At 62.0% G+C, this 25,711-nt stretch carries 30 protein-coding genes, 2 tRNA genes and 1 riboswitch; of the genes, 16 read left to right on the forward strand and 16 right to left on the reverse strand.

The genetic code is table 11. From position 1 onward, the window contains the following. Positions 1 to 2 precede the first annotated feature (2 nt). Positions 3 to 920, reverse strand: a complete 918-nt coding sequence (locus FHT79_RS24270) for an MBL fold metallo-hydrolase (protein WP_183904285.1) — start codon at positions 918 to 920, stop codon at positions 3 to 5. A gap of 162 nt (positions 921 to 1,082) precedes the next feature. On the opposite strand from FHT79_RS24270, the gene FHT79_RS24275 reads away from it, so the two are divergent. Continuing rightward, positions 1,083 to 1,156 (forward strand) — tRNA-Gln (locus FHT79_RS24275). A gap of 304 nt (positions 1,157 to 1,460) precedes the next feature. Here FHT79_RS24275 and FHT79_RS24280 read toward each other — a convergent pair. Continuing rightward, positions 1,461 to 1,943, reverse strand: coding sequence for a hypothetical protein (locus tag FHT79_RS24280; RefSeq protein ID WP_183904286.1), 483 nt, complete (start codon positions 1,941 to 1,943; stop codon positions 1,461 to 1,463). 481 nt (positions 1,944 to 2,424) lie between these two features. On the opposite strand from FHT79_RS24280, the gene FHT79_RS24285 reads away from it, so the two are divergent. Then, a complete protein-coding gene (locus FHT79_RS24285; RefSeq protein WP_183904287.1) occupies positions 2,425 to 2,733 on the forward strand; it encodes a DUF4145 domain-containing protein in 309 nt (102 codons plus the stop codon). Positions 2,734 to 2,927: 194 nt separating this feature from the next. Here FHT79_RS24285 and FHT79_RS24290 read toward each other — a convergent pair whose 3' ends face one another. Then, positions 2,928 to 3,707: an SDR family NAD(P)-dependent oxidoreductase gene (locus FHT79_RS24290; protein WP_183904288.1), complete on the reverse strand. Its 780-nt coding sequence runs from the start codon at positions 3,705 to 3,707 to the stop codon at positions 2,928 to 2,930. 411 nt (positions 3,708 to 4,118) lie between these two features. Next, positions 4,119 to 4,727, reverse strand: a complete 609-nt coding sequence (locus FHT79_RS24295) for a TetR/AcrR family transcriptional regulator (RefSeq protein WP_183904289.1) — start codon at positions 4,725 to 4,727, stop codon at positions 4,119 to 4,121. Between the two features lie 111 nt (positions 4,728 to 4,838). On the opposite strand from FHT79_RS24295, the gene FHT79_RS24300 reads away from it, so the two are divergent. The 3 genes from FHT79_RS24300 (at position 4,839) to FHT79_RS24310 (ending at position 9,344) form a co-directional block, all read left to right on the forward strand. Then, positions 4,839 to 5,525 carry a PspA/IM30 family protein gene (locus FHT79_RS24300; protein ID WP_183904290.1) on the forward strand — a complete coding sequence of 229 codons (687 nt, stop codon included), beginning with the start codon at positions 4,839 to 4,841 and terminating at the stop codon, positions 5,523 to 5,525. Positions 5,526 to 5,574: 49 nt separating this feature from the next. Beyond that, entirely contained in the window at positions 5,575 to 5,856 is a 282-nt protein-coding gene (locus FHT79_RS24305; RefSeq protein WP_003546080.1) for a YiaA/YiaB family inner membrane protein, read from the forward strand. A gap of 92 nt (positions 5,857 to 5,948) precedes the next feature. Continuing rightward, a complete protein-coding gene (locus FHT79_RS24310; RefSeq protein WP_183904291.1) occupies positions 5,949 to 9,344 on the forward strand; it encodes an acyl-[ACP]--phospholipid O-acyltransferase in 3,396 nt (1,131 codons plus the stop codon). A gap of 551 nt (positions 9,345 to 9,895) precedes the next feature. Here FHT79_RS24310 and FHT79_RS24315 read toward each other — a convergent pair. Both FHT79_RS24315 and FHT79_RS24320 read right to left on the reverse strand, forming a co-directional pair. Beyond that, a complete protein-coding gene (locus FHT79_RS24315; protein ID WP_183904292.1) occupies positions 9,896 to 11,101 on the reverse strand; it encodes a TCR/Tet family MFS transporter in 1,206 nt (401 codons plus the stop codon). 447 nt (positions 11,102 to 11,548) lie between these two features. Beyond that, on the reverse strand, positions 11,549 to 11,956 hold the full coding sequence (locus FHT79_RS24320) for a hypothetical protein (RefSeq protein WP_097542804.1): 408 nt from the start codon (positions 11,954 to 11,956) through the stop codon (positions 11,549 to 11,551). Between the two features lie 262 nt (positions 11,957 to 12,218). On the opposite strand from FHT79_RS24320, the gene FHT79_RS24325 reads away from it, so the two are divergent. Together FHT79_RS24325 and FHT79_RS24330 are read left to right on the forward strand one after the other, a co-directional pair. Next, positions 12,219 to 12,295: transfer RNA gene (locus FHT79_RS24325), tRNA-Pro, on the forward strand. Positions 12,296 to 12,591: 296 nt separating this feature from the next. Further along, positions 12,592 to 12,669: riboswitch (ZMP/ZTP riboswitch) on the forward strand. 21 nt (positions 12,670 to 12,690) lie between these two features. Continuing rightward, positions 12,691 to 13,983, forward strand: coding sequence for a Mur ligase family protein (locus FHT79_RS24330; RefSeq protein ID WP_183904293.1), 1,293 nt, complete (start codon positions 12,691 to 12,693; stop codon positions 13,981 to 13,983). Between the two features lie 85 nt (positions 13,984 to 14,068). Here the strand turns inward: FHT79_RS24330 and FHT79_RS24335 are convergent, their stop codons facing one another. From FHT79_RS24335 to FHT79_RS24345, 3 genes are all read right to left on the reverse strand, one after another. After that, the gene (locus FHT79_RS24335) at positions 14,069 to 15,655 is read right to left on the reverse strand and encodes a hypothetical protein (RefSeq protein WP_183904294.1); all 1,587 of its coding nucleotides are present in this window, start codon (positions 15,653 to 15,655) and stop codon (positions 14,069 to 14,071) included. Positions 15,656 to 15,879: 224 nt separating this feature from the next. Beyond that, a complete protein-coding gene (locus FHT79_RS24340) occupies positions 15,880 to 16,899 on the reverse strand; it encodes a LuxR family transcriptional regulator (protein ID WP_183904295.1) in 1,020 nt (339 codons plus the stop codon). Between the two features lie 9 nt (positions 16,900 to 16,908). Further along, positions 16,909 to 17,097: a hypothetical protein gene (locus FHT79_RS24345; protein WP_047614453.1), complete on the reverse strand. Its 189-nt coding sequence runs from the start codon at positions 17,095 to 17,097 to the stop codon at positions 16,909 to 16,911. A 182-nt stretch (positions 17,098 to 17,279) separates the two neighbouring features. On the opposite strand from FHT79_RS24345, the gene FHT79_RS24350 reads away from it, so the two are divergent. Continuing rightward, entirely contained in the window at positions 17,280 to 17,519 is a 240-nt protein-coding gene (locus FHT79_RS24350; protein ID WP_018069182.1) for a DUF982 domain-containing protein, read from the forward strand. A gap of 26 nt (positions 17,520 to 17,545) precedes the next feature. On the opposite strand, the gene FHT79_RS24355 is transcribed toward FHT79_RS24350, so the two are convergent. The 4 genes from FHT79_RS24355 to FHT79_RS24370 all read right to left on the reverse strand — a co-directional run bounded on the left by FHT79_RS24355 (position 17,546) and on the right by FHT79_RS24370 (position 19,805). Then, positions 17,546 to 17,770 carry a hypothetical protein gene (locus FHT79_RS24355; RefSeq protein ID WP_183904296.1) on the reverse strand — a complete coding sequence of 75 codons (225 nt, stop codon included), beginning with the start codon at positions 17,768 to 17,770 and terminating at the stop codon, positions 17,546 to 17,548. Further along, positions 17,767 to 18,006 carry a hypothetical protein gene (locus tag FHT79_RS24360; protein WP_183904297.1) on the reverse strand — a complete coding sequence of 80 codons (240 nt, stop codon included), beginning with the start codon at positions 18,004 to 18,006 and terminating at the stop codon, positions 17,767 to 17,769. The genes FHT79_RS24355 and FHT79_RS24360 overlap by 4 nt, the downstream gene beginning before the upstream one ends. Before the next feature lie 11 nt (positions 18,007 to 18,017). Further along, complete coding sequence (locus FHT79_RS24365) at positions 18,018 to 18,281, reverse strand: hypothetical protein (protein WP_097542798.1); 264 nt, start codon at positions 18,279 to 18,281, stop codon at positions 18,018 to 18,020. An 876-nt stretch (positions 18,282 to 19,157) separates the two neighbouring features. Beyond that, entirely contained in the window at positions 19,158 to 19,805 is a 648-nt protein-coding gene (locus tag FHT79_RS24370) for a S24 family peptidase (RefSeq protein ID WP_007627142.1), read from the reverse strand. A 140-nt stretch (positions 19,806 to 19,945) separates the two neighbouring features. Here FHT79_RS24370 and FHT79_RS24375 point away from each other — a divergent pair, with 140 nt between their 5' ends. From FHT79_RS24375 to FHT79_RS24410, 8 genes are all read left to right on the forward strand, one after another. Continuing rightward, on the forward strand, positions 19,946 to 20,137 hold the full coding sequence (locus FHT79_RS24375; protein ID WP_063476531.1) for a hypothetical protein: 192 nt from the start codon (positions 19,946 to 19,948) through the stop codon (positions 20,135 to 20,137). Then, positions 20,134 to 20,319, forward strand: coding sequence for a hypothetical protein (locus FHT79_RS24380; RefSeq protein WP_047614037.1), 186 nt, complete (start codon positions 20,134 to 20,136; stop codon positions 20,317 to 20,319). The genes FHT79_RS24375 and FHT79_RS24380 overlap by 4 nt, the downstream gene beginning before the upstream one ends. Positions 20,320 to 20,554: 235 nt before the next feature. Beyond that, positions 20,555 to 20,833: a sigma-70 family RNA polymerase sigma factor gene (locus FHT79_RS24385; RefSeq protein ID WP_183904298.1), complete on the forward strand. Its 279-nt coding sequence runs from the start codon at positions 20,555 to 20,557 to the stop codon at positions 20,831 to 20,833. A 32-nt stretch (positions 20,834 to 20,865) separates the two neighbouring features. After that, a complete protein-coding gene (locus FHT79_RS24390) occupies positions 20,866 to 21,231 on the forward strand; it encodes a hypothetical protein (RefSeq protein WP_183904299.1) in 366 nt (121 codons plus the stop codon). Further along, entirely contained in the window at positions 21,197 to 21,592 is a 396-nt protein-coding gene (locus FHT79_RS24395) for a hypothetical protein (protein ID WP_183844695.1), read from the forward strand. Before FHT79_RS24390 ends, FHT79_RS24395 begins: the two co-directional genes overlap by 35 nt. Further along, the gene (locus FHT79_RS24400; RefSeq protein ID WP_097623287.1) at positions 21,589 to 21,888 is read left to right on the forward strand and encodes a GcrA cell cycle regulator; all 300 of its coding nucleotides are present in this window, start codon (positions 21,589 to 21,591) and stop codon (positions 21,886 to 21,888) included. Before FHT79_RS24395 ends, FHT79_RS24400 begins: the two co-directional genes overlap by 4 nt. Next, positions 21,885 to 22,082 (forward strand): helix-turn-helix domain-containing protein, encoded by a 198-nt coding sequence (locus FHT79_RS24405; protein ID WP_063476536.1) that lies wholly within the window; start codon positions 21,885 to 21,887, stop codon positions 22,080 to 22,082. The genes FHT79_RS24400 and FHT79_RS24405 overlap by 4 nt, the downstream gene beginning before the upstream one ends. A 13-nt stretch (positions 22,083 to 22,095) precedes the next feature. Beyond that, the gene (locus FHT79_RS24410) at positions 22,096 to 22,689 is read left to right on the forward strand and encodes a hypothetical protein (protein ID WP_097542793.1); all 594 of its coding nucleotides are present in this window, start codon (positions 22,096 to 22,098) and stop codon (positions 22,687 to 22,689) included. Positions 22,690 to 23,070: 381 nt separating this feature from the next. Here FHT79_RS24410 and FHT79_RS24415 read toward each other — a convergent pair whose 3' ends face one another. From FHT79_RS24415 to FHT79_RS24425, 3 genes are all read right to left on the reverse strand, one after another. Beyond that, on the reverse strand, positions 23,071 to 23,307 hold the full coding sequence (locus tag FHT79_RS24415) for a hypothetical protein (protein WP_168333928.1): 237 nt from the start codon (positions 23,305 to 23,307) through the stop codon (positions 23,071 to 23,073). 193 nt (positions 23,308 to 23,500) lie between these two features. Continuing rightward, positions 23,501 to 24,610, reverse strand: coding sequence for a sulfite oxidase (locus FHT79_RS24420; RefSeq protein ID WP_132574064.1), 1,110 nt, complete (start codon positions 24,608 to 24,610; stop codon positions 23,501 to 23,503). Positions 24,611 to 24,894: 284 nt separating this feature from the next. Then, on the reverse strand, positions 24,895 to 25,590 hold the full coding sequence (locus tag FHT79_RS24425; RefSeq protein ID WP_132574062.1) for a class I SAM-dependent methyltransferase: 696 nt from the start codon (positions 25,588 to 25,590) through the stop codon (positions 24,895 to 24,897). Positions 25,591 to 25,711 lie beyond the last annotated feature (121 nt).

A 25,711-nucleotide genomic window follows, 5' to 3' on the forward strand; every position in this document is an offset into this window, starting at 1 on the left:
CCCTATCTCCCTGTTGCCGGCCGGTAGAAGGCGGCAAGCGAAGGCGGCCCATCCGCCGCAATCTCGCCGCGCTCCAGGAGATCCTCGATATGGGCTAGCACGGAAAGGGCGGCCGCCCCATGCAGCTTCGGATCGGTGTCGCGATAGATCACCTTCACCATCTCGGTTATCCGCTCATCGCCCGCCTGCACCCGCTCCAGCACCGCCTGTTCGCGCTTCAGCCGATGCACCTTCAGCGCCCGCAGGAAACCGGCCGGCTCCGTCACCGGCCCGCCATGGCCGGGTAGCAACAGCCGGTCGTCGCGCGCAATCAGCCGCTCGAGCGAAGCCATGTAATCCGCCATTGAACCATCCGGGGGTGCCACGATCGAGGTCGACCAGGCCATGACATGATCACCGGAGAAGAGGATGTCACGACCCGCGAGCGCGAAGGCGGCATGATTGGCCGTGTGCCCCGGCGTCAGCACCGCGCTCAGCGCCCAGCCATCGCCCGATAGGGTCTGACCGTCACCGAGCACTATATCGGGCACGAAGGATAGATCCGAGCTTTCGGAGAAGGGATTGATCTCACCCTCGCGCAGCGGCCGCGCCGGCCGGTGCGGCCCTTGCCCCACTGTCACCGCCCCCGTTGCCGCCTGCAGGCGCCGGGCCAGCGGTGAGTGGTCGCGATGCGTGTGGCTGACGAAGATATGCGTCACCGCGCGGCCGCCAAGCGCTGCCATCAGCGCCTGATAATGCGCCTCGTCCTCCGGCCCGGGATCGATGACCGCGACGGAGGAAGCGCCGACGATATAGCTGTTGGTGCCGAAAAAGGTGAAAGGGCCGGGATTGTTCACTGTAACCCGCTCGACACCCGAAACCACCGGCACGGCCTGCCCATAGGCCGGCTCGAAAGCGAGGTCGAATGCGGGACTGTCCATGAAGGAATGATCTCAGGCCGATGACGTCGCCAATTCCTAGCACGACGGCGAGCACTGCGCAGCGCATAAATCTGCGCCGGGTCAAACTTAGTCATTGTGACAGGCGAAGAGCTTTGCTAATCAGGCGTCGATTTGAGCAAGCGGTTTCCGCTCAAGCTCTGGTGGGGCGTCGCCAAGCGGTAAGGCAACGGTTTTTGGTACCGTCATCCCTGGTTCGAATCCAGGCGCCCCAGCCACGCGTTATTTATGCAGTGAAATCAAATAGATAGTAAATATTAGCGAAAGCTAACCGTAGCAGTCTTCCGCTGCATATTTCCGTATCATGAACTCGATGGATTCACGTGTAGGCTTCAACACCCAAACGCGAAACTCGGGGCAGCCCATAATTGCAGGCGATGAGAGACTCGAAAACTCGAAACTCTCATCCTTATTCCATTTATCTAATTGGCAAAGTCTGTCCCGATGATATTGCGCGCGACGGGGTGCTGGTCGGTATGACGCCCTCGCTAATACCTAGTGCTCTGAAATGAAAAAGGGCGACTACTCGTCGCCCTTTTTCTCGCCTTTTGCGAACCGCCAGACTTTTCCGACGATACTCGCCGGAATTCCGAGGATCAATTCCAGGATCTGTCGGCCCAAGTCGATATTCAGCTCGCGCTCGATCTTGTTGGCTTCCTCAATGTCACCCGTCGCGAGCGCTTTAATCACGTCTGCGCGGTTGTCTGCGATCGTCTGTCCAAAGTGCTTATAAAACAGCCGCTTCGAAATGAACACGGTCAGGATCCGGGTGAACATATGGCCGGGTGGCGTTGCGATTCTTATTTCTACGCCCGCATCCACTACCCTCTTGATGATCCTCGGCAAGGTTGTTGTAGCTAGTCCGAAACCCGCCATCGAAATCCCTAAGCTGAACACTGACAGGTCTTTCGACCAGAGGAAATTTCTCGCTAGGAAATAGACGGCACCGGAGATCAAGAAGATCGCGGTCATAAGAAGGTAAGAAAGGCGAATCCAATTCCTCATGCCTTAGCTCCTTCGATGTCCCAGGTATCGAACTGTTGGCGAGTCGCTACCGCGCGGTCGTAAACAGCCTTGCCCTTGCCTGTCATCCAATAGAGGCGCCGCGGAAGACCGGGCACGGCGGCGCCATATGTACGGTTGTGAGGGAATGGAAGTGCGTTTAGAAGCTGCCTAGGTTGTGTGAGAGGCAAAGCGACACCATGGCGAAGTCGAACCGACGCAAGCAGCCAGTGATTGAGGAGGCTCATTGCCCTACGTGCAATCGGGAGCAGAATTGTATTCTCCACGGACGTGCCGATAAACCATGGCGGTGGGAAGACAGATACGGCAACTCGATGGTCGGCGGAAACGCTTATAGCCTCTTTGAATGCTGCGGCTGTGAGACAGTCTTTACCGAGAACAGTTCATGGGACGAAAACAACATCGATCAATGGTATGACCATTACGGGCGATCCAAAGCGAGCCGGTCTACACGAAGATTACTTTGCCTGGTCCTCCCGCACGCCCCAGACCTGATTGGCTGGATAAAATCGGTAAACTCGATCCCACCTTGTTTCATATCTTGGATGAGACCTATCGATGCTACGACGAGAAATGTTTTATCCTTGCGGCGATAGGTCTGAGGACGGCATTGGACAGCTGTGTAGCCAGCGTCAAAATTGATCCCGCGAAGTCATTTCAAGAAAAGCTGAAGGAGCTAAAAGAGCGGGGTTTCATTGGTGATACGGAGCACGGGATTCTGACCGTATTAACCGATGCGGGCAGCGCCGCAGCGAGGCTGGTCACCGAATGAAGAGCAAACGACCCATCTTCTGGACGTGCTGGAGAACTTTATTCATCGCGTTCTGGTGAACGGGCAGAAGGCTCTTGAGATTAAGAGTGGAATTCCCGAGGCTCAGAAACGAAAGAGGGCGGGAACATCGAAAGCTGATGGGGTCTGAGCCGTACGCCAGCGCCACAACTACCGCAGCATCTAAATGACGCGCCTCACAGGCGCCCGTTAAACAGCCGAACACTCGTGAGCTCCACCAGCCTTCCGACCAGCGCCTCCTGAAACCCCGGATCACCAACCTCCGCCGCCGCCTCCCGCCGCTGCCGATGATACCAATACCCGCCGCTGACCTTCGCAGCCCCTTCATCGCTCGCCGCCAGCCACGTCTGCGTCAGATGCCCCATTTCGAGGTCATCGGGCGCGCCGGCGCCGCCCATCTTGGTCGGCACCCAGCCGGGGTCCACCGCGTTGCTCAGCACATCCGGCCAATGGCGGGCGATGGCGGCTGCGAGTGTGGCGATGTAGAGCTTGCTTTCCGAATAGGCCTGGCTTGCGTTCCACGGCCGCGTCTTCCAGTCGATATCGTCAAGGGCGCTGCTGCCGCTGCGGTGCATGCCGCTGCTGAGATAGACCAGGCGATCGGGGCGGGTGATCCAGGCGGTGAGCAGATAGGGGGCAAGCACATTCACCGCCAGCGTCTTGGCGTGACCTTCCGACGTTTCGCCCCGGCTCCTCTCGAGGTAGATGCCGGCATTGTGGATGACGGCGTCCGTGCGGCCGATGGCGTTGACCTGCTCGGCGATCGAGCGCGTTTCCGTGGCGCTGGCGAGATTGCCGATGACGATGCCGAGTGTGGCGGGCGAAATCTCGGCGAGGGCGGCGGCGCGCTCGCGGGAGCGGGCGTGCAGCACGACCGCGTGGCCTTCCTTCATCAGGGTGCGGGCGGCGGCAAGGCCGAGTCCATCGGTGGAACCGGTGATGAAGATGCGGCTCATGGGGTGTCCCTTCGCGGTGGCGTGGAGGGCAGAGAGTGCTTGGCTAGGGGTGCTTGGGTCAAGGTGGGATGGTGAACAAGTCCGCCAGCGAGTGGGTGCGGTTTTGCAGATTGGTTCCCACCTATTCCGTCATCCTCGGGCTTGACCCGAGGATCCATACGCAGCACTCGACGTCCATGAGTTCACGCATAGGATGCCCCCTGCCGCTCCGTCTGTCGCGGCGAGCACAATGCTCGGGGCATGGATCCTCGGGTCAAGCCCGAGGATGACGGAGGAGTTGGTGGGGCTCGGCGAAAAACGGCGGCGCCATGGATCCCAGGCTCAAGGCCTGGGATGACGGAGTGTGTGGTGATGCGGCGGCCAAACCACGGTTTGTTGCCTCCGCCCCTCACTCCGCCCAACGCCGCCCCATCACCCCCGCCGCCGCTCCGCTCCCGCAGCAATCGTCTGCACCAGCTCATCCACCTCCCGCGCCAGCCGCTCCAGCGGCAGGCCGACGAAGCGGCCTTCGAGGCTGATGCTGACGACGCCGTGGACGGCGCCGAAGAGGGTGCGGGCGCGGATGGCGCGGTCTTCGGGGGGCATGTCGGGTTGCAGTTCGGCCAGCGGTTCGGCGATCACATCCATCAGGAAGAGGTGCTCGTTAAGATGCCATTGCGGCGTCGGGCTGCTTTCCGGCGGGAAGTGGTCGAACAGCGCCTTCCAGAGGTTCCGGTGCTCGACGGCGAAGTTCAAATAACCCTGCGCCAAGTTGCGCAGCCGGTCGGTCGGCGGCCGGTCCTTGGTTTCATCAAGGGTGAGCCTCGCCTCCAGCGCCTTCAGCGTTCCCGAGTTGACGTGGATGACGAGCTCCGCGAGGTCTGTGAAAACAGTGTAGAGGCCGCCGAGTGCGCAGCCGGCATCCTGGGTGATGTCACGGGCCCGGAGATTGGTGAGCCCGTCCTTGGCGATCCGTTCGCGCGCCGCCTCGATCAGCCGGGCCTTCAGGTCTTCGCGTTTTTCTTCTCGTCTGCCGGCCATTAACCATTCCACTTCGATTTTTTGAACGACGTTCAAAATTTATCTTGAACGACGTTCATGATTCTGGCATAACACCTCTCGTGAACAACGTTCATAAACCGGAGGAAGGAAATGTTCAAACTGATTTCCATTTTGTTGCGGGGCAGGGCGCATGATGCCGAACAGGCTTTCGCCGACTGCCACGCCGTGCCGCTGCTTTCCCAGCAGATCCGCGATGCCGCCCAATCGATCCAGTCGGCCCGCCGCAGTGTGGCGGTCGCTATCGCCCAGAACGAACAGGAGAAGGGGCAGCATGCAACGATCGTTGCCCGCATCGCCGATCTCGAGATCCGCGCTTCCGCCGCGCTCACCAAGGGCAATGAGGGCCTGGCCCGCGAGGCGGCCGAGGCGATCGCCTTTCTCGAAGCCGAGCGCGATGCATCTGAGAAGGCGCAAGCCCAGTTCACTCAGGCGATCGACAAGCTGAAAGGGATCGTGCGCGCCTCCGAAGCGCGGCTGCAGGAGCTGCAGCGCGGCGAGCGGCTGGCGCGGGCGACACAGGAGGCGCAGAAGCTCGATGTGTCAGTCGCCGGTCCGGGCTTTGCCACGCTCGACGATGCCGAGGAGACGCTGGCGCGGCTTCGTCTGCGCCAGAGCCAGAATGAGCTGACGGCCGCAGCGCTGAAGGACATGGAAGGCGCCATCCGCCCGGCCGGCATCATCGAAAAGCTTGCCAATGCCGGCTTCGGCGCGCCGCTGCGCTCATCCGCCGATGATGTACTGGCGCGGCTGAAGAGCCGCATCACGCCTGCTGCCTGAAATTGCATCCATCCAACCATTCATCCATCGAACCATAGGGACCACTGATATGAACGACAGTTTCCAGAAACATTCCGCCAGCTGGGTCAGCTTCTCCTACATCTCCTTCGGCTCGGCCGCCTTCATGTTGGCGCTCGGCCTCTACATGATGCCGCTCGATCTCTGGGGCAAGGGCTATCTCGCCATGGGCATTCTGATGCTGGTGCAGACCACGGTGAACATCACCAAGACGCTGCGCGACAACGCCGAATCCGAGAAGCTGATCCGCAAGGTCGAGGATGCCCGCACCGAGAAACTCCTGGTCAAGTTCAATCGTAACGATGAAGATTGATCTTGGTTAACCACAGCGCAGAGTTGTTATCGCATTCAACTTTTGCGTAACAACTCTGTGGCCTTCTCTGCCAGTCGAAAGAGGGACCCGCCGTGCAACACAATCTGATGACCTCCAGGAAATTCGCGCCGCTGTTCTGGACCCAGTTCCTGACGGCTTTCAACGACAATTTCCTCAAGAACACCCTGGTGTTCCTCATTCTCTTCAAGATGTCGGCCAGCGAAGGCGCCGCCCTGGTGACGCTTGCCGGCGTCATCCTCATCGTGCCCTTCCTGCTGCTCTCCGCACTCGGCGGCGAACTCGCCGACAAGCATGACAAGGCCAAAATCGCCGAGCTGCTGAAACGCTGCGAGATCGCGGTCGCCGCCCTGGCCGTTATCGGCCTGGCCTTCTCCTCGATTTTTGTGCTGATGGCGGCGCTGTTCGGCTTCGGCATCGTCTCGGCGCTGTTCGGGCCGATCAAATACGGCATCCTGCCGGATCATCTCGAACGCCGCGACCTGCCGAAGGCCAATGCCTGGATCGAGGGCGGCACCTTCATCGCCATCCTCGCCGGCACGATCATCGCCGCGCTTGCCTTCTCGGGCGGTGAAAACGTGCTGATCTTCGGCACGATGATGATGGGGCTTTCGGTGGTCTGCTGGCTGGCCAGCCGGATGATCCCGCCCACCGGCTCCAAGGCGCCGGATCTCGAGATCGACCGCAATGTCATCCGCTCCAGCTACACCCTCGTCAAGGAAATCCGCGAGGACAAACGGCTGTGGCGTTCGGCGCTGATGAACTGCTGGTTCTGGCTGGTCGGCGCCTTCGTGCTCTCCATCCTGCCGACCATGGTGACCGAGCTGCTCGGCGGTTCCGAGCTCGTCGTGCCGGCCTATCTCACCGTCTTTGCCATCGCCGTCGCTGTCGGCTCGGCCATTGCCGCCTGGATGTCATCAGGCCGCATCGTGCTGCTGCCGGCCCCTGTCGGCACGGCGCTGCTCGGCCTCTTCAGCCTCGATCTCGCCTGGAACCTCTGGGGCCTGGCTTCCACAAGCCATGCGACGACGATCGTCGGTTTCTTCGCCGGCCAGAATACCATCCGCGTCGCCATCGATCTCGCCGGCATGGCAATCTCGGGCGCCTTCATCGCCGTGCCGACTTTCGCCGCGCTGCAGACCTGGGCGCATGAGGACCGCCGCGCCCGCGTCATCGGCGCCGCCAATGTGCTCTCGGCGCTGTTCATCACCGTCGGCCTCGGCCTGGTTGCCGCCGTCCAGGCGCTCGGCGCTTCCATTCCTCAGATTCTGATCGGCCTCGGCATCATCAATTTCGCCGTTGCCTGGCTGATGCTGAAGACGCTGCCGACCAATCCCTTCCGCGATTTCATCTCGATCCTGTTCCGCGCCTTCATGCGGCTGGAGGTCGAAGGCCTTGATAATATCAAGAAGGCCGGCCGCGCGCCGATCATCGCGCTCAACCATGTCAGCCTGCTCGATGGCGCCCTGGCGCTTGCCATTACCGAGGAAGAGCCCACCTTTGCCGTCGATTACAAGATCGCCCAGGCCTGGTGGGTGCGCCCCTTCCTGAAGATGTGCAAATTCCTGCCGCTCGACCCGACCAAGCCGATGGCGACGCGTTCGCTGATCAAGGTGGTGCAGGATGGCAACCCGATCGGCATCTTCCCCGAAGGCCGCCTGACGGTGACCGGCACGCTGATGAAGGTTTATGATGGCGCCGCCATGGTCGCCGACAAGACCGGCTCGATGGTCGTGCCGGTGAAGATCGACGGGCTGGAGAAGAGCTATCTCTCCTATCTCGACAACGGCAAGATCCGCCGTCGGCTGTTCCCCAAGGTCAAGGTCACCATTCTCGAACCGGTGAAGCTGGAAGTGCCGCCGGAGCTGAAAGGCCGCAAGCGCCGCACGGCGGCAGGTGCCGCCCTTTATCAGGTGATGTCGAACCTGCTGTTCCAGACCGCCGATACCTCGTCGACCGTGCTCGACCGCGTCATTCAGGCAGGTGGCGAATTCGGCATGGGCAAGCTTGCCGTCGAGGATCCGGTCACCGGCCGGCTGACCTATGGCAAGCTCCTGACCGGGGCGGCCGTGCTCGGCGCCAAGTTCCGCGCCCGCTTCCCGGAAACCAATCTCGGCGTCATGCTGCCGAATGCCAATGGCGCCGCCGCCACCCTGCTCGGCGTCATGACCGCGGGCAAGGTGCCGGCGATGCTGAACTTCACCGCGGGTGCTGCCAATATCCTCTCCGCCTGCAAGGCCGCCGAAGTCAGGCATGTGCTGACCTCGCGCGCCTTCGTCACCCAGGCCAAGCTCGGGCCCGTCATCGAGGAGTTGGAAAAGCAGGTGACGATCGTCTGGCTCGATGATCTCAGGGCGGAAATCGGCCTCAAGGACAAGATCCTGGGTTATCTCAGGAAGGCGCGGCCGCTGGTGAAGCGTAAGCCGGATGATCCGGCCGTCATCCTCTTCACCTCCGGCTCCGAGGGCACGCCGAAGGGCGTGGTGCTGACCCACCGCAACATCCTGTCGAACGCCGCCCAGGCCGCCGCCCGCATCGATTTCCACAGCGGCGACAAGGTGTTCAACATCCTGCCGGTGTTCCATTCCTTCGGGCTGACGGCCGGCACCGTGCTGCCGCTGATCTCGGGCGTGCCGGTCTATTTCTATCCGTCGCCGCTGCATTACCGCATCGTGCCGGAGCTGATCTATGTCTCCAACGCCACGATCATCTTCGGCACCGACACCTTCCTCAATGGCTATTCGAGGACGGCGCATCCCTACGACTTCCGCTCGATCCGCTACATCTTCTCCGGCGCCGAGCCGGTGAAGGCCGCCACCCGCCAGACCTATATGGAAAAATTCGGCCTGCGCATCCTCGAAGGTTACGGCGTCACCGAGACGGCACCTGTGATTTCCATCAACACGCCGATGTACAATAAGTCGGGCACGGTCGGCAAAATCCTGCCGGGCATGGAATGGAAGCTCGAACCGGTGCCCGGCATCGATGAGGGCGGCCGGCTGCATGTGCGCGGCGCCAATGTCATGGCCGGTTATCTCCGCGCCGAAAAGCCCGGCGTGCTCGAGCCGCTCGCCGACGGCTGGCACGACACCGGCGACATCGTCACCATCGATGAGGACGGTTTTGTCAAGATCCGCGGCCGCGCCAAGCGCTTCGCCAAGATCGGCGGCGAAATGATCTCGCTCGCCGCCGTCGAGACGCTGGCCGCCGAGCTCTGGCCCGGCGCGCTCTCGGTCGTCTCCTCGCTGCCCGACGCCAAGAAAGGCGAGCGCCTGGTGCTCCTCACCGACGCCCCCACCGCCACTCGCGCCGAATTCCTCGCCTTCGCCAAATCCAGGGGCGCCATGGACATGATGGTCCCGGCCGAGGTCAATATCGGCAAGGTGCCGGTGCTCGGCTCCGGCAAGGTGGATTTCGTCGCGGCCCGGAAGCTGGCGGAAAGCGCGGTGCAGGCGGGGGAGGCGGCGTGAGGGCGTAGGGTTCGGGGGTCTCGCGTGGCCCCCGCTGGCCTGCCGGCGCCCGTGGCTCGACCCTGGGATCCATGCGGCTGGCACTGGTGGACTGGGATGGCATCCAACTGGGGTAAATTTTGAAGCCTCGTGCCGGGTTGTGGATCCCAGGGTCAAGCCCTGGGATGACGGAGTTTGGGGAGGGCAATTGGCAAGAGGCGGGACGTCTGGAGGAATTTCAGGGAGATGCACGAGCAGTTCTGCATTGGCATGGCTTAAATCGGCAATCCGATAATCGCTGCACACCTCGCTATTTGTCGCACACGTTTCCCCAAACTCCGTCATCCCAGGGTCAAGCCCTGGGATGACGGAGTTTGGGGAGGGCGATTGGCAAGAGGCGGGACGTCTGGATGAGTTTCAGCAAGGTGTACGAGCAGTTTTGCATTGGCATGGCGTAAATCGGCAATCCGATAACCGCTGCACACCTTGCTATTTGTCGCACATTTTCCCCACCCTCCGTCATCCCAGGGCTTGACCCTGGGATCCATGCGGCACGCGTCGCGGGCGGTGGCCTACGGCGTCGGCCCGCTTGCCGCGGTCGGCGCCGGTTTCTTCAGCCTGAGAGCAAGAATGAGCGGCACGGCCAGCGCATAGACGGCGACGACCGAAAGCCAGATCGCGCCCGGCCATGCCTGGCGGACCAGGAAATAGACGCTGGAGAAGCCAAGCGGCGCGACGATCGAGGCGAGGCTGACGACCGAGGCCAGCACGCCCTGGAACTGGCCTTGCTGGTTATCATCCACCTGCCGGCTGGCGAGCGACTGCAGCGCCGGCGCGCCGATGCCGCCGAGCGTGAAGACCGGCATGATCGAAAAAATCATCCAGCCCTGGCCGGCAAAGGCCATGACGGTCAGCGCCATCGCGGCGCCGGCGATGCCGGTCAGGATTGCCCCGCGTTCGCCGAGCAATTTGACCGCCGGCCCCGGAAGGAAGGCCTGGGTCAGCGTCTGGCAGATGCCGAAGGCGCCGAGGGAAAGGCCGATCGAAAGCCCGCTCCAATGGAAGGCGTCGCTGCCCCAGAGCGCCCAGCAGGTGCCGTAGGCCTCGCCGGTGGCGCTGAAGATGAAGAAGAGGGTGACGACGGGCAGCAGGCTTTTGACCTCCAGCACCGCGTGCAGCGGCTTCAGCGGATTGAGCGCCGAAAGCGCGATCTTCTCCCGGCTGCCGGGGCGCGATTCCGGCAGGACGAAGAAGGCGAGCAGCAGGTTCAAGCCATTGAGCACGGCGGCCGCCATGAAGGGCAGCCGCAGCCAGTAATCACCGAGGACGCCGCCGGCGACCGGGCCGATGATGAAGCCGAGACCGAACATGGCGTTGAAAAGCCCGAAGCGGCGGGCGCGCTTCTCCTCGGGCGAGATGTCGGTGATATAGGCGGTCGCCACCGACACGTTGGCGCTCGTCAGGCCGGCGATGGCGCGGCCGAGAAACAGCATCGGCAGATCGGCCGCAAAGGCGAGGAACAGATAGTTGACGGCAGCGCCGGCGAGCGAAATCAGCAGCACCGGCCGGCGGCCGATCCGGTCGCTGAGGGCCCCGAGCACCGGCGCGAAAATGAACTGCATCACCGCGTAGAGCGCGGTCAGCGTGCCGATATAGGCTGCGACGTTTTCGGCATGGGTGATATCCCGCAGCAGCGAAGGCAGGATCGGGAAGATCAGGCCGATGCCGACGGCATCGAGGACAATGGCGGTGAAAATGACGATAAGGGATCTGGTCATGGCGCGTTCCGGGTCGACGCAAGCGCACGAGCGCCGTTCGAGCGCCAATGGACTCACGATGAGGCCTGAGCTGATCAGGCGTTTGGTTTCTGGGAGGTGCTGGCCGATCCATGCTGCAAAGGCATGAATGGCGTGTGCTCGACCACCTGGACGACCATTCGTCCACCTGTTTACTCCGCCACTGAGCGGATCAAGGGAGGCAGCCGCTTTTTGCGACGGGCAATAGATACGCCGGAGGGTTGAATGCGACAAGCCCCTTTTTGCGCCGGATCCGGCTGCGGGCTGTCGGGATATTCGGAGCGGGGAGTCGATGGGCCATCCGCTGCAACGGCGGACCTGGCGGAATCTGCTCTTCGTGCGGAAGCCGGCTTGCGGCAGAAGCAGCCGCCGCGAACGAAAACAGGCGGCACTCGGGCCGCCTGTGAGCTGCTGCGGACGAAGCGTCCGTTACTTCTGTTCCGGCGCCAGGAACTCGGCGCAATAGGACGGGCCGTTGACGCCCGGAATATCGGCGACGGTGCGGATGTCGCGGATCGTGTAATCGGAACTGGTGGTGATTTCCGCCTGGCAGCGCAGATAGGCGGTGCGGGCGGACGCAATCAGCTTGCCGCGCTTGCCGTCGGCGCCTTCGGCGTATTTCGCCGGAATGCGCACGGTCTTGTAGCCGCCACGCCAGGTATAGACGGTGGTCGAGCCTTGCTCGCTGTCACTGATCGGCGGCCCGTAGGCGGCAAAGAAGATGCCGGCCGATTTGCCGACCCAGCGGGCCTCGATCGGATTGCCGGCGGAAGGAATGGTCGTGCATCCGGCAAGCGCAATTGCAAGCCCGGCCGCGGTCATGGTGCGGAAATTCATCGTATCGTCCTGATCTCTAGCGCATTGGCTGCGAAGCCCGCCCTCGTGAGCGGTTTCGCCTGTCCCGTCTGCCCTTTAGCGCGGAACCCGGCAAAAGAAAATTGCCCGTTTGAGACTTCCGTTCGATTTGCGGGAAGTGTGGCTTTTTGCTGCAGCCGCCTGCGCCCACGCCTGTTGCAACCCCGTCAAAAATTCCGCCGGTTTTTTGGAATTTGGTGCTTGTGCAACCAGATAGGCTGTTCTATAGAAGCGCCGCTGGTCACGGAGTGTAGCGCAGTCTGGTAGCGCACCACGTTCGGGACGTGGGGGTCGAGTGTTCGAATCACTCCACTCCGACCAGCTAGAAACCCCGCTTCGGCGGGGTTTTTCGTTTCTGCGAATCTCAGCCAAAATTCCCCCGGATTCACCGGAGCGAGTTCAACCGCCCGAAAACCCGTCCTTCGCTGGAAATAATTTTTCTGCAGGAAAGGTATAACCGAAGCGCGGCTGGCGGAAGCTCGGTGCATCGGCATCGCAAGAATCCAAGTTCGAGCCGATCCCAGGCTTTGAGCTGCGTCTCCATCCAGGTGCCCCAAGCGCAATTTGCGGGCCGCACGAGCGCCGCTCTGGATTTCGGACTCATCTATGCTAGCATCGAAGGCCTGCGTGACTGGCGATGAAGGTGGATACCACCGGGGAGCGTGGGAATTTGGCCGCTCGCTTGGGCATCTGGATCATTTTTGCGAAGGTGCCCCATGTCGTCCCGCATCGAAAGTGAACGGCTTGCGAATTGTCTAGCCGAACTTGATCAACTCACGAATTGGGAACGCCGCCCGCGCGGCGGTATGCGGGCCGATCTGGAGCCGATGCGCGATCTCGCTCACCGGCTTGGCGATCCCCAGAACAGCTTCCGTATCGTCCATGTGGCCGGCACCAAGGGCAAAGGCTCGACTTGCGCCCTGATCGAGGCGGGTCTTGCGCGGGCGGGCTTCTCCGTCGGGCGATATGCCTCGCCGCATGTCATGCACATCACCGAGCGCGTCAGCATTGATGGCCGTCCGGTCGGCGAGGAGCGCCTGGCGGACGCGCTTGGGGCAGCGCTGGTGGCATTCAAAGACGCAAGGCGAGAGGCGACAGCCGCGCAGGGAGCGACCTGGTTCGATATCCTGACGGTTTCGGCCTTGCTGATCTTCAGCATGGAAAGGGTAGAGTGGGCCGTTCTCGAAACCGGACTTGGAGGGCGGTGGGACTCGACCAATATCGTTCAAAGCGATGTCGCCGTTATCACCAACATCGATCTCGAGCACACCGAAATCCTCGGCAAAACCCGCGCCGCCATTGCCTTCGAGAAGGCGGGAATCATAAAGCCCGGCACAACGGTCGTCACACTCCTGCCGGAGGCGGACGAGGCAGGCGCCGTCATATCCGCCCGGGCAGCAGAACTCGGCTCTGCCGTGCGACGCCCCATGGTGCCGGCCGACGCAACGATTGAGCAGCGGAATGTTGCCGTGGCGGGAGCGGTTCTGGATGTCCTCGGAAAAATGGGCGTCATGACAAAGGGCGCAGGCGCGGTGTCGGAGCCTCTTGGAGCACAGCTCCTCGATCCCTCGACGATCGAAGCTGCCCGCCTGCCGGGACGGCTCGAAAAAATCGCCGTCGTCACCAGCCACGGCGATAAGGTCAACGTGGTGCTGGACGGCGCGCATGTTCCCTTCAACCTTGCTGCGGTTCTGAGCGACCTCTCGCAGGAAGAAAAGTACGGCGCTCCGTGCATTGCCGTTGTGTCAATCGCGGACGACAAGGACGCGGCAGGCTTGCTGTCGACGATGACGCGCCACGATATGTCGATCATCTTCACCACCGTCGGCGCCAGATCGCGTTCGCCGGAACAGTTGAAGACGATTGCAGACAGCCTTGGGCTGCTGAGCATCGTCGTGCCGGACCCGCTCGAGGCCTATGAAGAAGCACTGGCCGGCGCCGCGGAATCGGGCGCATGGGTTCTCGTGACGGGATCGCTCTATCTCGTCGGCATTATCCGTGCGGCGTGAGCCCGAGCGGGTGTGAATGACTCCGACCGGAACGCAGTGGAGAAGCCGCCGCCGCCGCTGGAACGTGCGGCGCTATGCTGCGATCTCAGCCGCCGACTGTGATTTCACCATCCGCAACACGTTTGACAAATATCTTCAGACCTTCATGCCTCAGTTTCTTCCAACCGCCGTCGGAAACCATTGATTTAGCCAGATCGGCAAACCCGGTCGTGAGGTAGGGAACCTGCGATGCCGGTCGTTTGCCGAGCGCTTGAATCAAGCAGTCAGTTCTTGGCGGGGACGAGAATGAGTTTCCTGAACGTTTCATGCCGATCTCCAAATGATCTGTGCCATCTGGAAATCTGATCGTCCCATAGCCGCACTTGGCCGCGGCATTCACTTCGGCCTTGGAGAGATTGTCTTGCAGAAGAAATGACAGCTGGCTGAAAGTGTTGTCGGTGTAGTCGAACTGACCCAGTACGATGAAGTCCAGCTCGTTCTGCCCCTTCTTGGCGCCTTTGATCTTGCCATAGAAGTTGGAATTCACCTTGGTGTCCTTGCCTGTCTTCATGGCAAGCATTTCGCCCAGCTTGATATAGGTCCTCGGTTTTGACGAAACGTTTTCGGTACCAGCCGCGGCGTTGCCTGAAGGCAGACTGGCGGTCTCCGGCTTGGCATAGGCGTCAGCGAAGGCTCGCAGTGTCGTGAGATTGACCGCTTGGGGAAGCGAACCGCTCTCGAACTTGCGGCAAGAGAGAGCGGCTTGCCGTGTTGCCTTGTCAGGCTTGCCCTCAACATTCCCTGGCTTGCAGCCCAAATGAGCCAGTTGCTGCTGCAACGTCTTGAGCAAAACTGCTTGTTCGGCGGAATAGGCGCTGACGCCGCGGGTCACACTGACATTGCGGACATCGATACCGATACCATCCGGCTGCACCACGTCAAACTGGGACGTATGATGGTCATAGTTCTTCCATTCATTGCCCCAACCCATCATCACCGGGCCGAGAATGAAGTTGAATGATTTTGGGTCGCGGTTTGATTGCGGCTCGCACTCGTTCGATTCCCAGCAATGCGGAGCCTGGTTGGTTGCTTCGCCTTCGGCGGCGTAGATCACCTTGTTGTCGCAGCTTGCCGTAACCCATCCGCTGTCGTCGTTTGCCCATCGGATTTTCAGCGAGAATGTCGCCCATTTGCCGAAATCTTCCGGTTTTTGGCACTGGCGGGCGAGAAAGTTGACGCCGTTGCGCGTGTCGGCCTTCAGCATGTAGATGAAATTGTGGATTGCCGGTCCTTCCCAGGACGCGAAACGCAAATGGCTGTCCCAGCCATCGGGATAAAAGCCATTTGCGGAGTTGTTGTGCCAGCCTTTGTAGGCAAAAGTCGGAGCGAGCCGGAAATCAAACTTGTATTCGACGCTTTCGCCAACCCTCATGTCTCGCGTATAGCGAATCGTGGAGCGGACGTTGCCATTGCGGCAATCATTTTCGCCGCGTCCATCTCCATAGTCGACATTGGAACATTGACGGTCGAATATCTCAAACCGGGTCACGCCGTCCTTGACCTCCGGTCTGACCGATCCGTTGAACTTGTGGCGCTCAAAACCTTTGGGGAGCGGATCGGCAGTCGCTGCTGCGTGGGTCGCAAAAACCATAAGCGCGCCAACCGCCAGTCCAACGATAGGATTTTTCAGCATAGCCCCCTCTCCAAATTGGACTCCAACCATATCACGATCTCTTTTGGAGGGTCGGGTTTAGATCAGGTTCAGATCGATGCGGATGCAATTAGCGACGACACCCAAGTCCAACACGGAATTCTGGACGAACAAGTTCGAGAAGACCGTATCGCCTGATCGGCGCATCATGGCCGAGATCGAAAGGTTGGGTTGGTGGGGATGCCACACAGGGCCGGCGGTCGAGGCTATGTGCTCGGAGCCCCAGCGCTCAGCAGCGCCCGTACCAATGCCGCCTGGTTGCGTACGCCGGTTTTGTCGAAGATGCGCTGTAGCTGGGTGCGCAACGTGTTGACACTGACCCCGAGCAGATCGGCGGCGGCTGCGAGATCGTGGCCATCGACGATCAGGCGGGCAAGCCGGGTCTGCGCCGGCGAGAGGCCGAAGACCTCCCGCGCGCTCGCGATCCGGCGCACCACAGTCTCGGCGTCGTCGAAGGAGACCAGCGCCTTGCCGTCCTCGAGCAGAACCCAGCAGTGGAGCGGAATCCCGGCCGCGTCTTCGCCAAGCGCCATCGCCCAGGCCTGCTTCGGCGCGATGTTCAGCGGCCTCTGGCTCTGCAGCTCGCGGAACGCCAGGCGCACCGCCTCGCGCAGTGCTGCGTCGTGTTCGCGCTGCCGGGCACGCAGGCGGCCGGCGGCGGCGACGAGCCCGGGATGGCCGTGCATCCGCTCCCGCGCCAGCCGGTTCGTCCAGAGGATCCTGGCATCCGTGTCGACCTCGATCAGCGGGCAGTTCGCCTCCTCGACGCTGCTCTCCATCATCACCATGCAGCCGATCTTCCAAGCGCCGTCGATCCGCTGGAGGATCCGCAGCTGGCGCTTGCGATCTTCGCCGGTGTCGCTGCCGATCTGATCGAAGGTCATCCAGGCCATGTTGCCGTCGACGACGATGTTGACCTTTTCCCAGCGGACGCGCTCCGAAAAGGCATATTTCTCCGGGAATCGCTCGACGATCTTCCTGATCCGCGCGGCGATCGGGTCCCAGCCTTCGTCCACCCGGACGCCGAGCGAGGCGAAATATTCCATCCGCCGGGTCTGCGGCGACTGCACCCAGTGGCTCGCCAGCGCCTCGAAGTCCCGCTGCAGCCAGGCCTCGGTTTCGGCGCGGATCACGGCCATGATCGCCGCCCGGTCAGCCTCGCTGTCGTCCATCGCGCGGTCCCCCACAACGGATCGCAGCATAGCATGATCGGTCTGTCGGAGCATGACGGCACCTCATGTGTGGATGACGCCGGCCAGCAGCAGCGTCAGGCCGGCGGTCGCGGCAGTCAGCCCGAGTAGCCGAAGCCTCAGGCGCGGCAGGGTGATCTGATTTCGGTAGTATCGGTCCTCGGCTGCGGCGCCCATCGGCGTGGGGCGGCGGCGGTTTGGCATGTGCGCGGCGACGAGACTCTGAAGGTCCATTGTGTTGCCTCCCGGTTCGGGCTTCATCTGCCGCATTCTCGCACGCATCCGAGCCGGGCCCTGTCATGCAGACGGAGGACATCGGGCTCGGCGCCCGGCTGGCGAACGAAGAATCATCTCAACCGGAACGAGTCCCGCGGTGATTCGTTGAGTCGCGTATTTCCAGCGTGAGGGGATGCATCATGAGCAGGCGACGAAGGTTCAAGCCGGTGAAGATCACCATCAATGGCAAGGTGAGGACGGTCTATAATGTTGTTCAGGCCGGCAACACCTTGCTGAATGATTGGCCCGAGCAGACGCCGGCGGCGAAGGCGGCCGAACGGCTTGTGCTCGACGTGTTCAATGATGCCGCCGGGCCCGAGCAGGTGCGGCGGGCGTTCATTACCGCGGCGAAGGCCAGCGACATCAAGTTCAGCTCCTGACCGGCGGTGTCGGCAAAAGCCCTGGCTCACTTCCATGACACATGCTCCTGGTTTCGCAGATCCCGGGTTTTGAACTGTGTCTCCATCCAGGCGGCCGAGATGATCGCCGCGAGGAAACCGAAGGCGAGGCAGGCGATCGCCTGGGTCCGCCACGAGACGAAGGTGACCGGCGCCGGGGTGGTGGGCTTTTGCGCGCAGTCACCGGGTGGGCAGGCGCAGCCGGAAAAGGCCTTGATCAGGCAATTGCTCATGATGCGCCGCCTTTCACCGTATCGATGGCGGCGAGGATCTTCTGGTGAAGCGGGCAGCCGTGATCGTCGCTGCCGTGGAAAAAGCGTTCGGCCTCCACCAGCGCCTCCAGGAGATCGGGCGCCCCGGCGGTGAAGCGGGCCGTGGCGCGGGTCTTTTCGGTTGCTCCGGCCCACCGGGCGGCGGGACGGGAAGGGCGCTCGGTCGCTGGCTCTGGTGTGGGATTGGCGGCAGACATCTCCGTTCCCCTCAGGCGTAAAGCTGATCGGTGTCGGTGATGCCCATGATCTCGCGGGCATAGCGGTAGTGTTCCTCGACGCTTGCCGCAGCGCCGCGCAGCCAGGATGGGCCGCGGATCGAATGTTCGGGACGGCGCAGGAAGGCAAAGCCGAGGGCGCCCATGCGCTGGGCCTCGTTGGCCATATAGGCGCGGCAGTCGCCCATCGTGCGCGCCGCATTCCAGCGGGCGTCCCGCTTGCTTTCCTCGGTCTCGATCTTGCGAATGTGCTGCATCGCCTGTCCTCTCGCGCCTCTGGTCGGCTCCTGAGGTTAAGGTATTTATTATACCCGATCGCGTCAATCATAAAAGGTATAAAAAATACCCAATAGATTGACGAGGTACGAATCGTAGGCGTATGTCTTGATCAAGTGATTGGGCGACCGGGTGCAACTCCCGAGCTGACGAAGCCCAGCGGCGCGGGAAGCGAAAGTCCTTAAGTGCGCTGTCAGAAAATCAGGACGAGGGCGAAGCGAATGGCCCCTCTGGCACGTGTCCCATCCCGGCTCCGGCCTTCAGGACTTGGCCAATGCTCTCCCGGCTTCATGGGCTTTGCTCATGGGGTAGGGGGAAGCTTTGGCCGGAACCCTCCCTCACCAGCCTTCAGGAACCTTCTCCTTCTAAGCTGAAGAGAGAGGAATGAGAGCTGAAGTTGGAGTATGAAGCTACGAGAAAAAAAGAGGCGGGCCACGCGCAACGAAATCGAAATCACCGACGAGGTGATCGAAGCGGGCCCCGATGCCATCACCGAATTTTATGATCCGTGAGAGGAGAAGCTGCCGAAGGATATGTTTCCCGCCGCCATCCGGTCCATCCTAGTGGCGGTATCGCGGGTGGTGCGTAAACGGCATCCGGAGCTTCCGCAATTTGTGGTTTCGGAGGATGCGTCGTCCCGATATCCCTCGTGATCACAGCTGGGGATCGGCGAGCTCCAGAGCGAAATCCTACAGGCCGTACATCTCCCGCGCCGCGCTGTATGCCAGGAGAGGCACCGCCACCGTGACGATATAGAACCAGATTCTGCCGGCGCGAGATGAGGGGCGGATCATTCTGTTTTTCCTATTGAATTTGATTGATTCGCGGCATCGTTTCCGCGCCTTGCGCTCTCATCCCTACATCTCGATGATCGATCGGCGGACGCGGCCGACGATGGTGACGGCGCCCTGGAATTCCGGCGGCGGCACGTCCTCGTAGGAGGCGGGCTGGAAGGGCGGGTTGTCGTTCGGGCGATAGCGCTTGTAGGTCGCGGCGCCCGTTTCGTCGGCGACGACATAAAGCGCGTTCGGCGCCAGGCGCTTGTCGCGCAGATTGACGAAGATGATCGAGCCCGGCGGCGAGATCTTGTTCATCGAATTGCCCTCGACCTCGAGCGCGATCCATTCGCCATCGGGCAGATCGAGGGCGGCGACCGTCGGGAATTCCGAGAAGTCGGTGATCGGCGCCTGCTCGCTCAGTTGGCCGGCGCTGACCCAGGAGATCTTCGGCACATCGGCGACGGAGACCGGCAGCTCATCCGGATCGAGCGCATTGCCGGTGCCGAACTGCAGCCAGTTGAGATTGACCTTGAAAGCGCGGGCATACTTCTTCGCATCGGCGATGCCGAAGCCGTTGCGGCCGGATTCATGCGCCTTGTAGACATTCGCATTCCAGCCGAACCGATCGACGATCGCCTTCGGCCCGGCAAAGCCAGCATTCTTCCTGGCCATGACGAGGCGCTTTGCGCGTTCTTCGCGTTCAAATTGTTCCTGATCTTTCAACATGATATAAAAAATACCCTAAATTAAGGTACATGTCATGCCCTAATGTGCTTGACATATCGGGTATTAATTATACCCTAATCGCCATGATGTGCACCGACATCATCAACAACGGGCCAGCCTTTCGGACTGGAGGAGACGCCATGAGGTTCACCATTTCCTCGCAAGAGAGGCTCGCCATGGACGTCGTGCCGACCGGCGTCGTCATTCACCGGCCGCAGGGGCCAAGGGGAGGGCGGATGTCCGCGATACCAGTTCGCAACGAGGATATCCCCTTCCTCGCCAAGGCCCTGCAGCAGGTGCTGAACGCCAACCGGGAGGTGGAGTCGCTGTGACCATCTCCACCCCGCCCGCCCGCTACACCGGCTGCCCGAATTGCGGCAAGGCGCTGTCGATCGCCGAGGTGATCGAGCGCCACTGCGAGACTTGCAGCCGGCCGACCAGCCCGAAAGAGCTGCGGGAGATCGCCCCCGGCGCTCTTCCGATCCCCGATCCCGACAGCCTCACTCCTCCCTGACGGCTATCGGTGGCTGGCGTCGTTGCCCTCCCTCGGCGACGCCGGCATCCCGGGCGCGACGATGTCGTGCCCACCGGGCGCGCTCGTGCCCGACCCAGGCGGCGGCCTGGCAGACGACCGGAGCTTTTGCTCCGCAACAGAGCCGGGCTCCGGTCGTCATCCGTGAAAAATCAAAGACGTTGGCAGCACCCGCTTCGGCGGGAATGGCGAACCGCGTTCGAAGAAGGATCAAGCGATGAGCTTCCAGCTCAAGGCCGCCCCGGCGCAGCAAGGCACCCACATGAACGCGCTCGAGCTCTTCCGCTCCGGCCGGGACTATATCGAAATATCTGCCATCCTCGGCACGTCGGTGCCGTCTGTCGAAACCGAGATCCACACGCTTCGAAGCGCCGAGAAGGGCGACACCGCCCAGCAGGATCATGCCGGCTCGGAGGTTCGCCGCTTTCCCCGCCGCCCCCTCAAGCCGGGCACGCCGGTCAATTTCGCCGGCGGCCGACGGCGGGTGCGGGTTTGAGGCCGGCCATCTCAATCGGGAAAGGACATCGCATGGCGAAGGAAACAATGAACCAGGAGATCATGGACATCCTCAGCCCGGTGCTGGGGGAGGAACTGGCAGCGGCGATCATCGAGCATCGCAAACGCACGCTGAAGAAGCCGCTGACGGCTTATGCGGCGAGGATGCAGGCGCGGGAATATCTGGCGACCGGCGACCCGGTCGCCGCCGCCGAGATGCAGATCTTCCGCGGCTGGCAGGCGATCAAATGCGACTGGTACCTCAAGGAGAAGGCGAGGGAAGCCGGGTCGATCAACAGCAGTACGAGAAGGACGACAGTGGATGCCGCAAGAGATTTCCTCTCCGGTGAAGATCATAGCTGGGATGCTTTCGGGTTTCCCGGCATCCGCCGGCACTGATCCCGACATGCAGATCCGCGCCTATCTCGTCGCGATCGAGGGCATTCCGCTCGAGGCGGTCTGGCAGGCCGCCAAACTCTTCATTTGCGGAAAGGTCCGGGATCATAACCGCGCCTTCGCCCCGAGCTGCGCCAGTTTCGCCGAGCAATGCCGCAATCAGCAGGCGGCGATCGAGGCGGAGAGCCGTCCGCGCATGGAGGCCGAGCCGGAGAGGCCGCAGCCGAAGGTCGCCGCCTACAAGATGCAGCTGCTGCGCGACGCCGCCAATGGCAGCCGCAACGCCAAGCGGGAGCTCGCCAGGATGTTCCCCGACAACCCGATCATTGCAAGGGCCGCACGACACGAGGAGGCATTGAGATGACCATCACATTCTGGACGGAAGACAAGATCGTCAAGGCGGAAAAGCTCTGGAAGGAAGGGCTGTCGGCCAGAGAAATCGCCGTCATGTTCGGCTCGAAGAAGAACACCGTCATCAACATGGCATCCCGCAACCGCGACAGGTTTCCCTCGAGGCAGGACGCCTGGCATCCGCAGCCGAAGGCGGGCCCGCCCGTCCAGCCGATCCGCCACCCCGACCGCGTGACGCGGGTGACCATATCAGGCGCCCATGTGACGATGCCGCGCGTGCCCTGCATCGATGGCTATGCAGAGCCATGAGCAAGGTCACCCCACGCGAAACCGAAATCATCCGCTGGATGGCGGCGGGCAAGACGGCAGCCGAGATCGGCACCATTCTCGGCATCTCCCACATCACCGTGAATACGCACATATCAAACGCCAAGGCGCGGCTCGGCGTCTTCAAGGATACGGCGCTGGTCGCCGCGGCACTCAGAAACGGCATCATTCGATAGAAGGACGATCAGCATGGGCGGCAAAGCCACCAAGGTGAAGACAGGACGGGTCAACAAGGGCGCCGGCCGGCCGCGCAAGGAGAATGTCGAGCGTTTTCCCTGCGGCAAGATCAAGCCCTTCGAAACCGAGAAGGAGAATATCAGCGTGGCGATATCGGCCCGCCGCCGCATCCACGGCTTTGACAGGACGGTGGCCGACGAGACGGTCAAGAGCCCCTTTGCCGGCTATACCCTCGGCCGCATCTTCCTCGATGGCCTGATCACCGCCGAACAGCGCCAGGCCGGCGACGACTATGCCGAGGCAATCGCCCGCTACCACAAGACCACAGGCATCCCGGCCCCGAGCCCGCGGGCGCAATCGCTCTTTGCCGTCAAGGGCCACGAAGGCGAGGTGACCGACACCCTCGCCGACCGCGCCCGCAAGGCCAGCAACCGCATGATGGCGCTGCAGGGCATCCTGCTGCGCTGCCCTGATGGACCGCAGGTCAGGAGCACGGTCTATAATGTGACGGTGATGGACTACGATCATTTGCGCCAGATGCCGCCGCAGCAATTGCTGTGGCTGCGGCGGGGGTTGACGGCGTTGCGGGGGGCGAGGGGTGGGTGATGATGACGGGGCGACGGACGCGATATTCGCCCACATCCCATCCGCCATCACTGTATTTGCCGCAGAGCTCACCCCACCCTCCGTCCTCCTCGGGCTTGACCCGAGGATCCACCCCTGCCTCCATCAGCCACGGCCATGGATCCCAGGCTCAAGGCCTGGGATGACGGAGGGTGGGGCGTGTGTTTTCGCCAGAACCGGCCGATCGAGCCGAAGACCTCAGCCGGATGCCGCTGCCGCTCTTGTGGGCGAGCAGGGGGCTTACGGCGGGGCGAGGGGCGGTTGACGCCGGAATTGCTCGGCCCCGCAGTGTCGCAAATGCCCCGACGTCACGCTGCTCGGCTCACTGAGGTGATTACAGCCGTCTGCCTTGATGGGAAGGCTTCACGAGGCTGAGAATGTCACCATGACACCGCGCTGGCGAAAGTAGGCCTGCATTCGCTTCCTGCCGGACCGGTTATTCTGCACGAGCCTGGCCGGGTCGAATACGGCCTCTTTTAAACCCGCCCGCGTCAACGCCGCCTTGAGAGTGGCGATATGCGCGTCGATGTCGGCGTTATCAGCCTGGAGCGACTCATAAATGCGGTTTGTTGCATCGGCTACGGTCGGTTCGCTCACTATTACACTCCTGTTGTCGTCTGGCTGGCCTGACCGTATTGGGGTGAAACCGGTTCACGTCAATGGGTGACAGTGAATTGGAAGATCTCGTCCGCTTTCGAAGATGAAGCACAGAAGCAGCCCTGCCATCGGGGTTTGCCGTCGAAACCTCACGGCAACAAAGCGCCAAAAGCCGCCATTCCGCCCCAGCGGGTGATCAGATCACGAATTCCTCCTGGTACGTCTGTGGCTCGGGAACGACCGTAACCTCCACCGGAATGATCCAATTGGCCGCGTAGCTCTCGCAGTCGGAACGCTGGAGCTCGGGCTGCACGCTCCCCGCCCCATCGACAGCGCGACATCGCAGTGTATATCGCCCCACTTCTTCAGGGGTCCACATGTACTCCCACAAGCGCCATGCAAAGGGACGTTCTGTTTCGAGGAGCCTTCCCTCGCGCCAGCCCCTGCCATCTCCGGTGCAGACCTGCACCTGCCGGATAGGAGCCTCTCCGCTCCAGGCGGCTCCGAAAATCCGGTACGGCTGGCCGGCGATGAGCTGCGCCCCGTGGACGGGACGCGCGATCTGCGCTTTGACCTCCATCTCCGCAAGGGGAACCAGCCTGGGTTCCCCGAGGTTGCGCTCCCAGCGGAAATAGTCGCGCGCCTGCCAGTAGCCAAGGAACGGTTGCTCCACAACCGTGATATCCGTGATCCACTTGACCCAAGCCATGCCGAACCAGCCACCCACGACCGCGCGCAGCGGGTAGCCGTGATCGCGCGTCAACGGCGCCTCGTTCATCGAATAGGCAAGGATCGTGCTGTCAGCGATGGCCTTCTCAAGCGGTAAACTGCGCGCAAAAGCGATGGGACCGGGAGAAGCCGTTTTCTTGTTCGTGTCGACGACGCCGCTGTCGGCGCCTGCGAGCAGAACCTCACATGCGGTTGGCTTAACGCCCGCCATTTCCAAAATCTCGCGTAGAAGAACACCTGTCCACGCGGCATTGCCGACGGCTCCGTTCTGCCACTGCAACCCCTCCTTCGGCGGCTCATAGTAGACGCGCCCGTTCCCTGCACACTCGACGACGGCTGATAAAGTCGTGCTCCGCATCGCCTTGATGCTGTCGAGGTCAAGTTCGATCGGCCGCTCCACCGCCCCGCCGACGCGCAATCTCCAGTCTCGCGCATCGAGGTCCGGCGACGCAAAATGGTTTCGCACGAAGAACTGCTCGGTCGGGATCAGCCAATCGGAGAGCGACGCAAACGGAAACTCGATGTTCGGTGGGGATTTCTGTCGAACTATCAGACTGGGTTGCTGTGGTGTCGGCATCGTCCTCGTCTCCCCTTTGAACGTCGGCTCTCGGTCGCGCAAATTCGGGTGCGATCACACCGCCCCTCGCAGTGCGCCTGTCGCATTCCGCCTTCGGGCCGCATCCTAACACATAGCACATTCCTCGGATCGACCTCGAACGGCAGCAAAGGGCGGTAAAGCAGCCTTATCCTTCGATAAGCAAGCCGCCGTCCGGCGGTGCTATTTCAAAGGCAGGAACAGCTCCGCGACCTCGGAACACCACGCCCGAGAGAGTCAACAGACCCCGGTACCAGCACCCGTCGTCACGCTTTCACCACCGAGAAGAACAGGAACCGCGGCTTGGTCGTCAGGCTCTGATAGGCCTGCGGAAAAAGCGTGCGGGCTTGCGGGTCGGGCTGGGGCTCGCTGACGATGTCGATCTGAAATCCGGCCGACTTCAGCGCCTCGAACATGGCGTGCAGCGGCCGATGCCAGAAGCGCATGGCGATCTCCCTTCCGCCGCGCTGCCAGGTCTCATCGAAGCTGTAGGTCTCGAAATAATTGTCGCGGCCGGTCGAGGCGTGATCCATGAAGGGATGGTGCGTGGAAAAAACCAGGCGACCGCCTGCCGCGAGCAGCCGGTTGAATTCCGAAAGGGGCCTCGACCAGTCGGGCAGATAATGCAGGACGAGCGAGGCAAGGATCAGGTCGAAAGCCTTGTCCCCGAATGGCAAGGGCTCGTTGAGATCAGCGGTCAGCAGGCGCGCGCGCCCTTCCAGGCGACGTTGCGCGATATCAAGCATGCCGGCACTTGCGTCGATCCCGGTCACAACAGCCCCGCGTTCGATCAGCGCTGCCGCATGCGCCCCGCCGCCGCATCCGGCATCGAGCACGGAAAGCCCGGCGACGTCGCCAACCAGGGCAAGAATAGCCGGCCGCTCGTAATAGGCATTCCAGGCATTGACCTCGTTATCGGCGTCATAAGCCGCCGCGAACGCATCATAATCATTCTCGGCCAAGATTTTCCCCTTTTCAGAGACTGTTCGAGGATGCCTGAGGGGCAGGAGTTTGCCCGATCGAGCTGTATAGTCAGAGTTCGCTGCGTCGGCAAAGTTTGAACTCAGGTCTCGGCCTCGGTGC

Origin of the sequence: Rhizobium sp. BK212 (genome assembly GCF_014197475.1) — a bacterium.
Taxonomy (GTDB): Bacteria; Pseudomonadota; Alphaproteobacteria; order Rhizobiales; family Rhizobiaceae; genus Rhizobium; species Rhizobium anhuiense.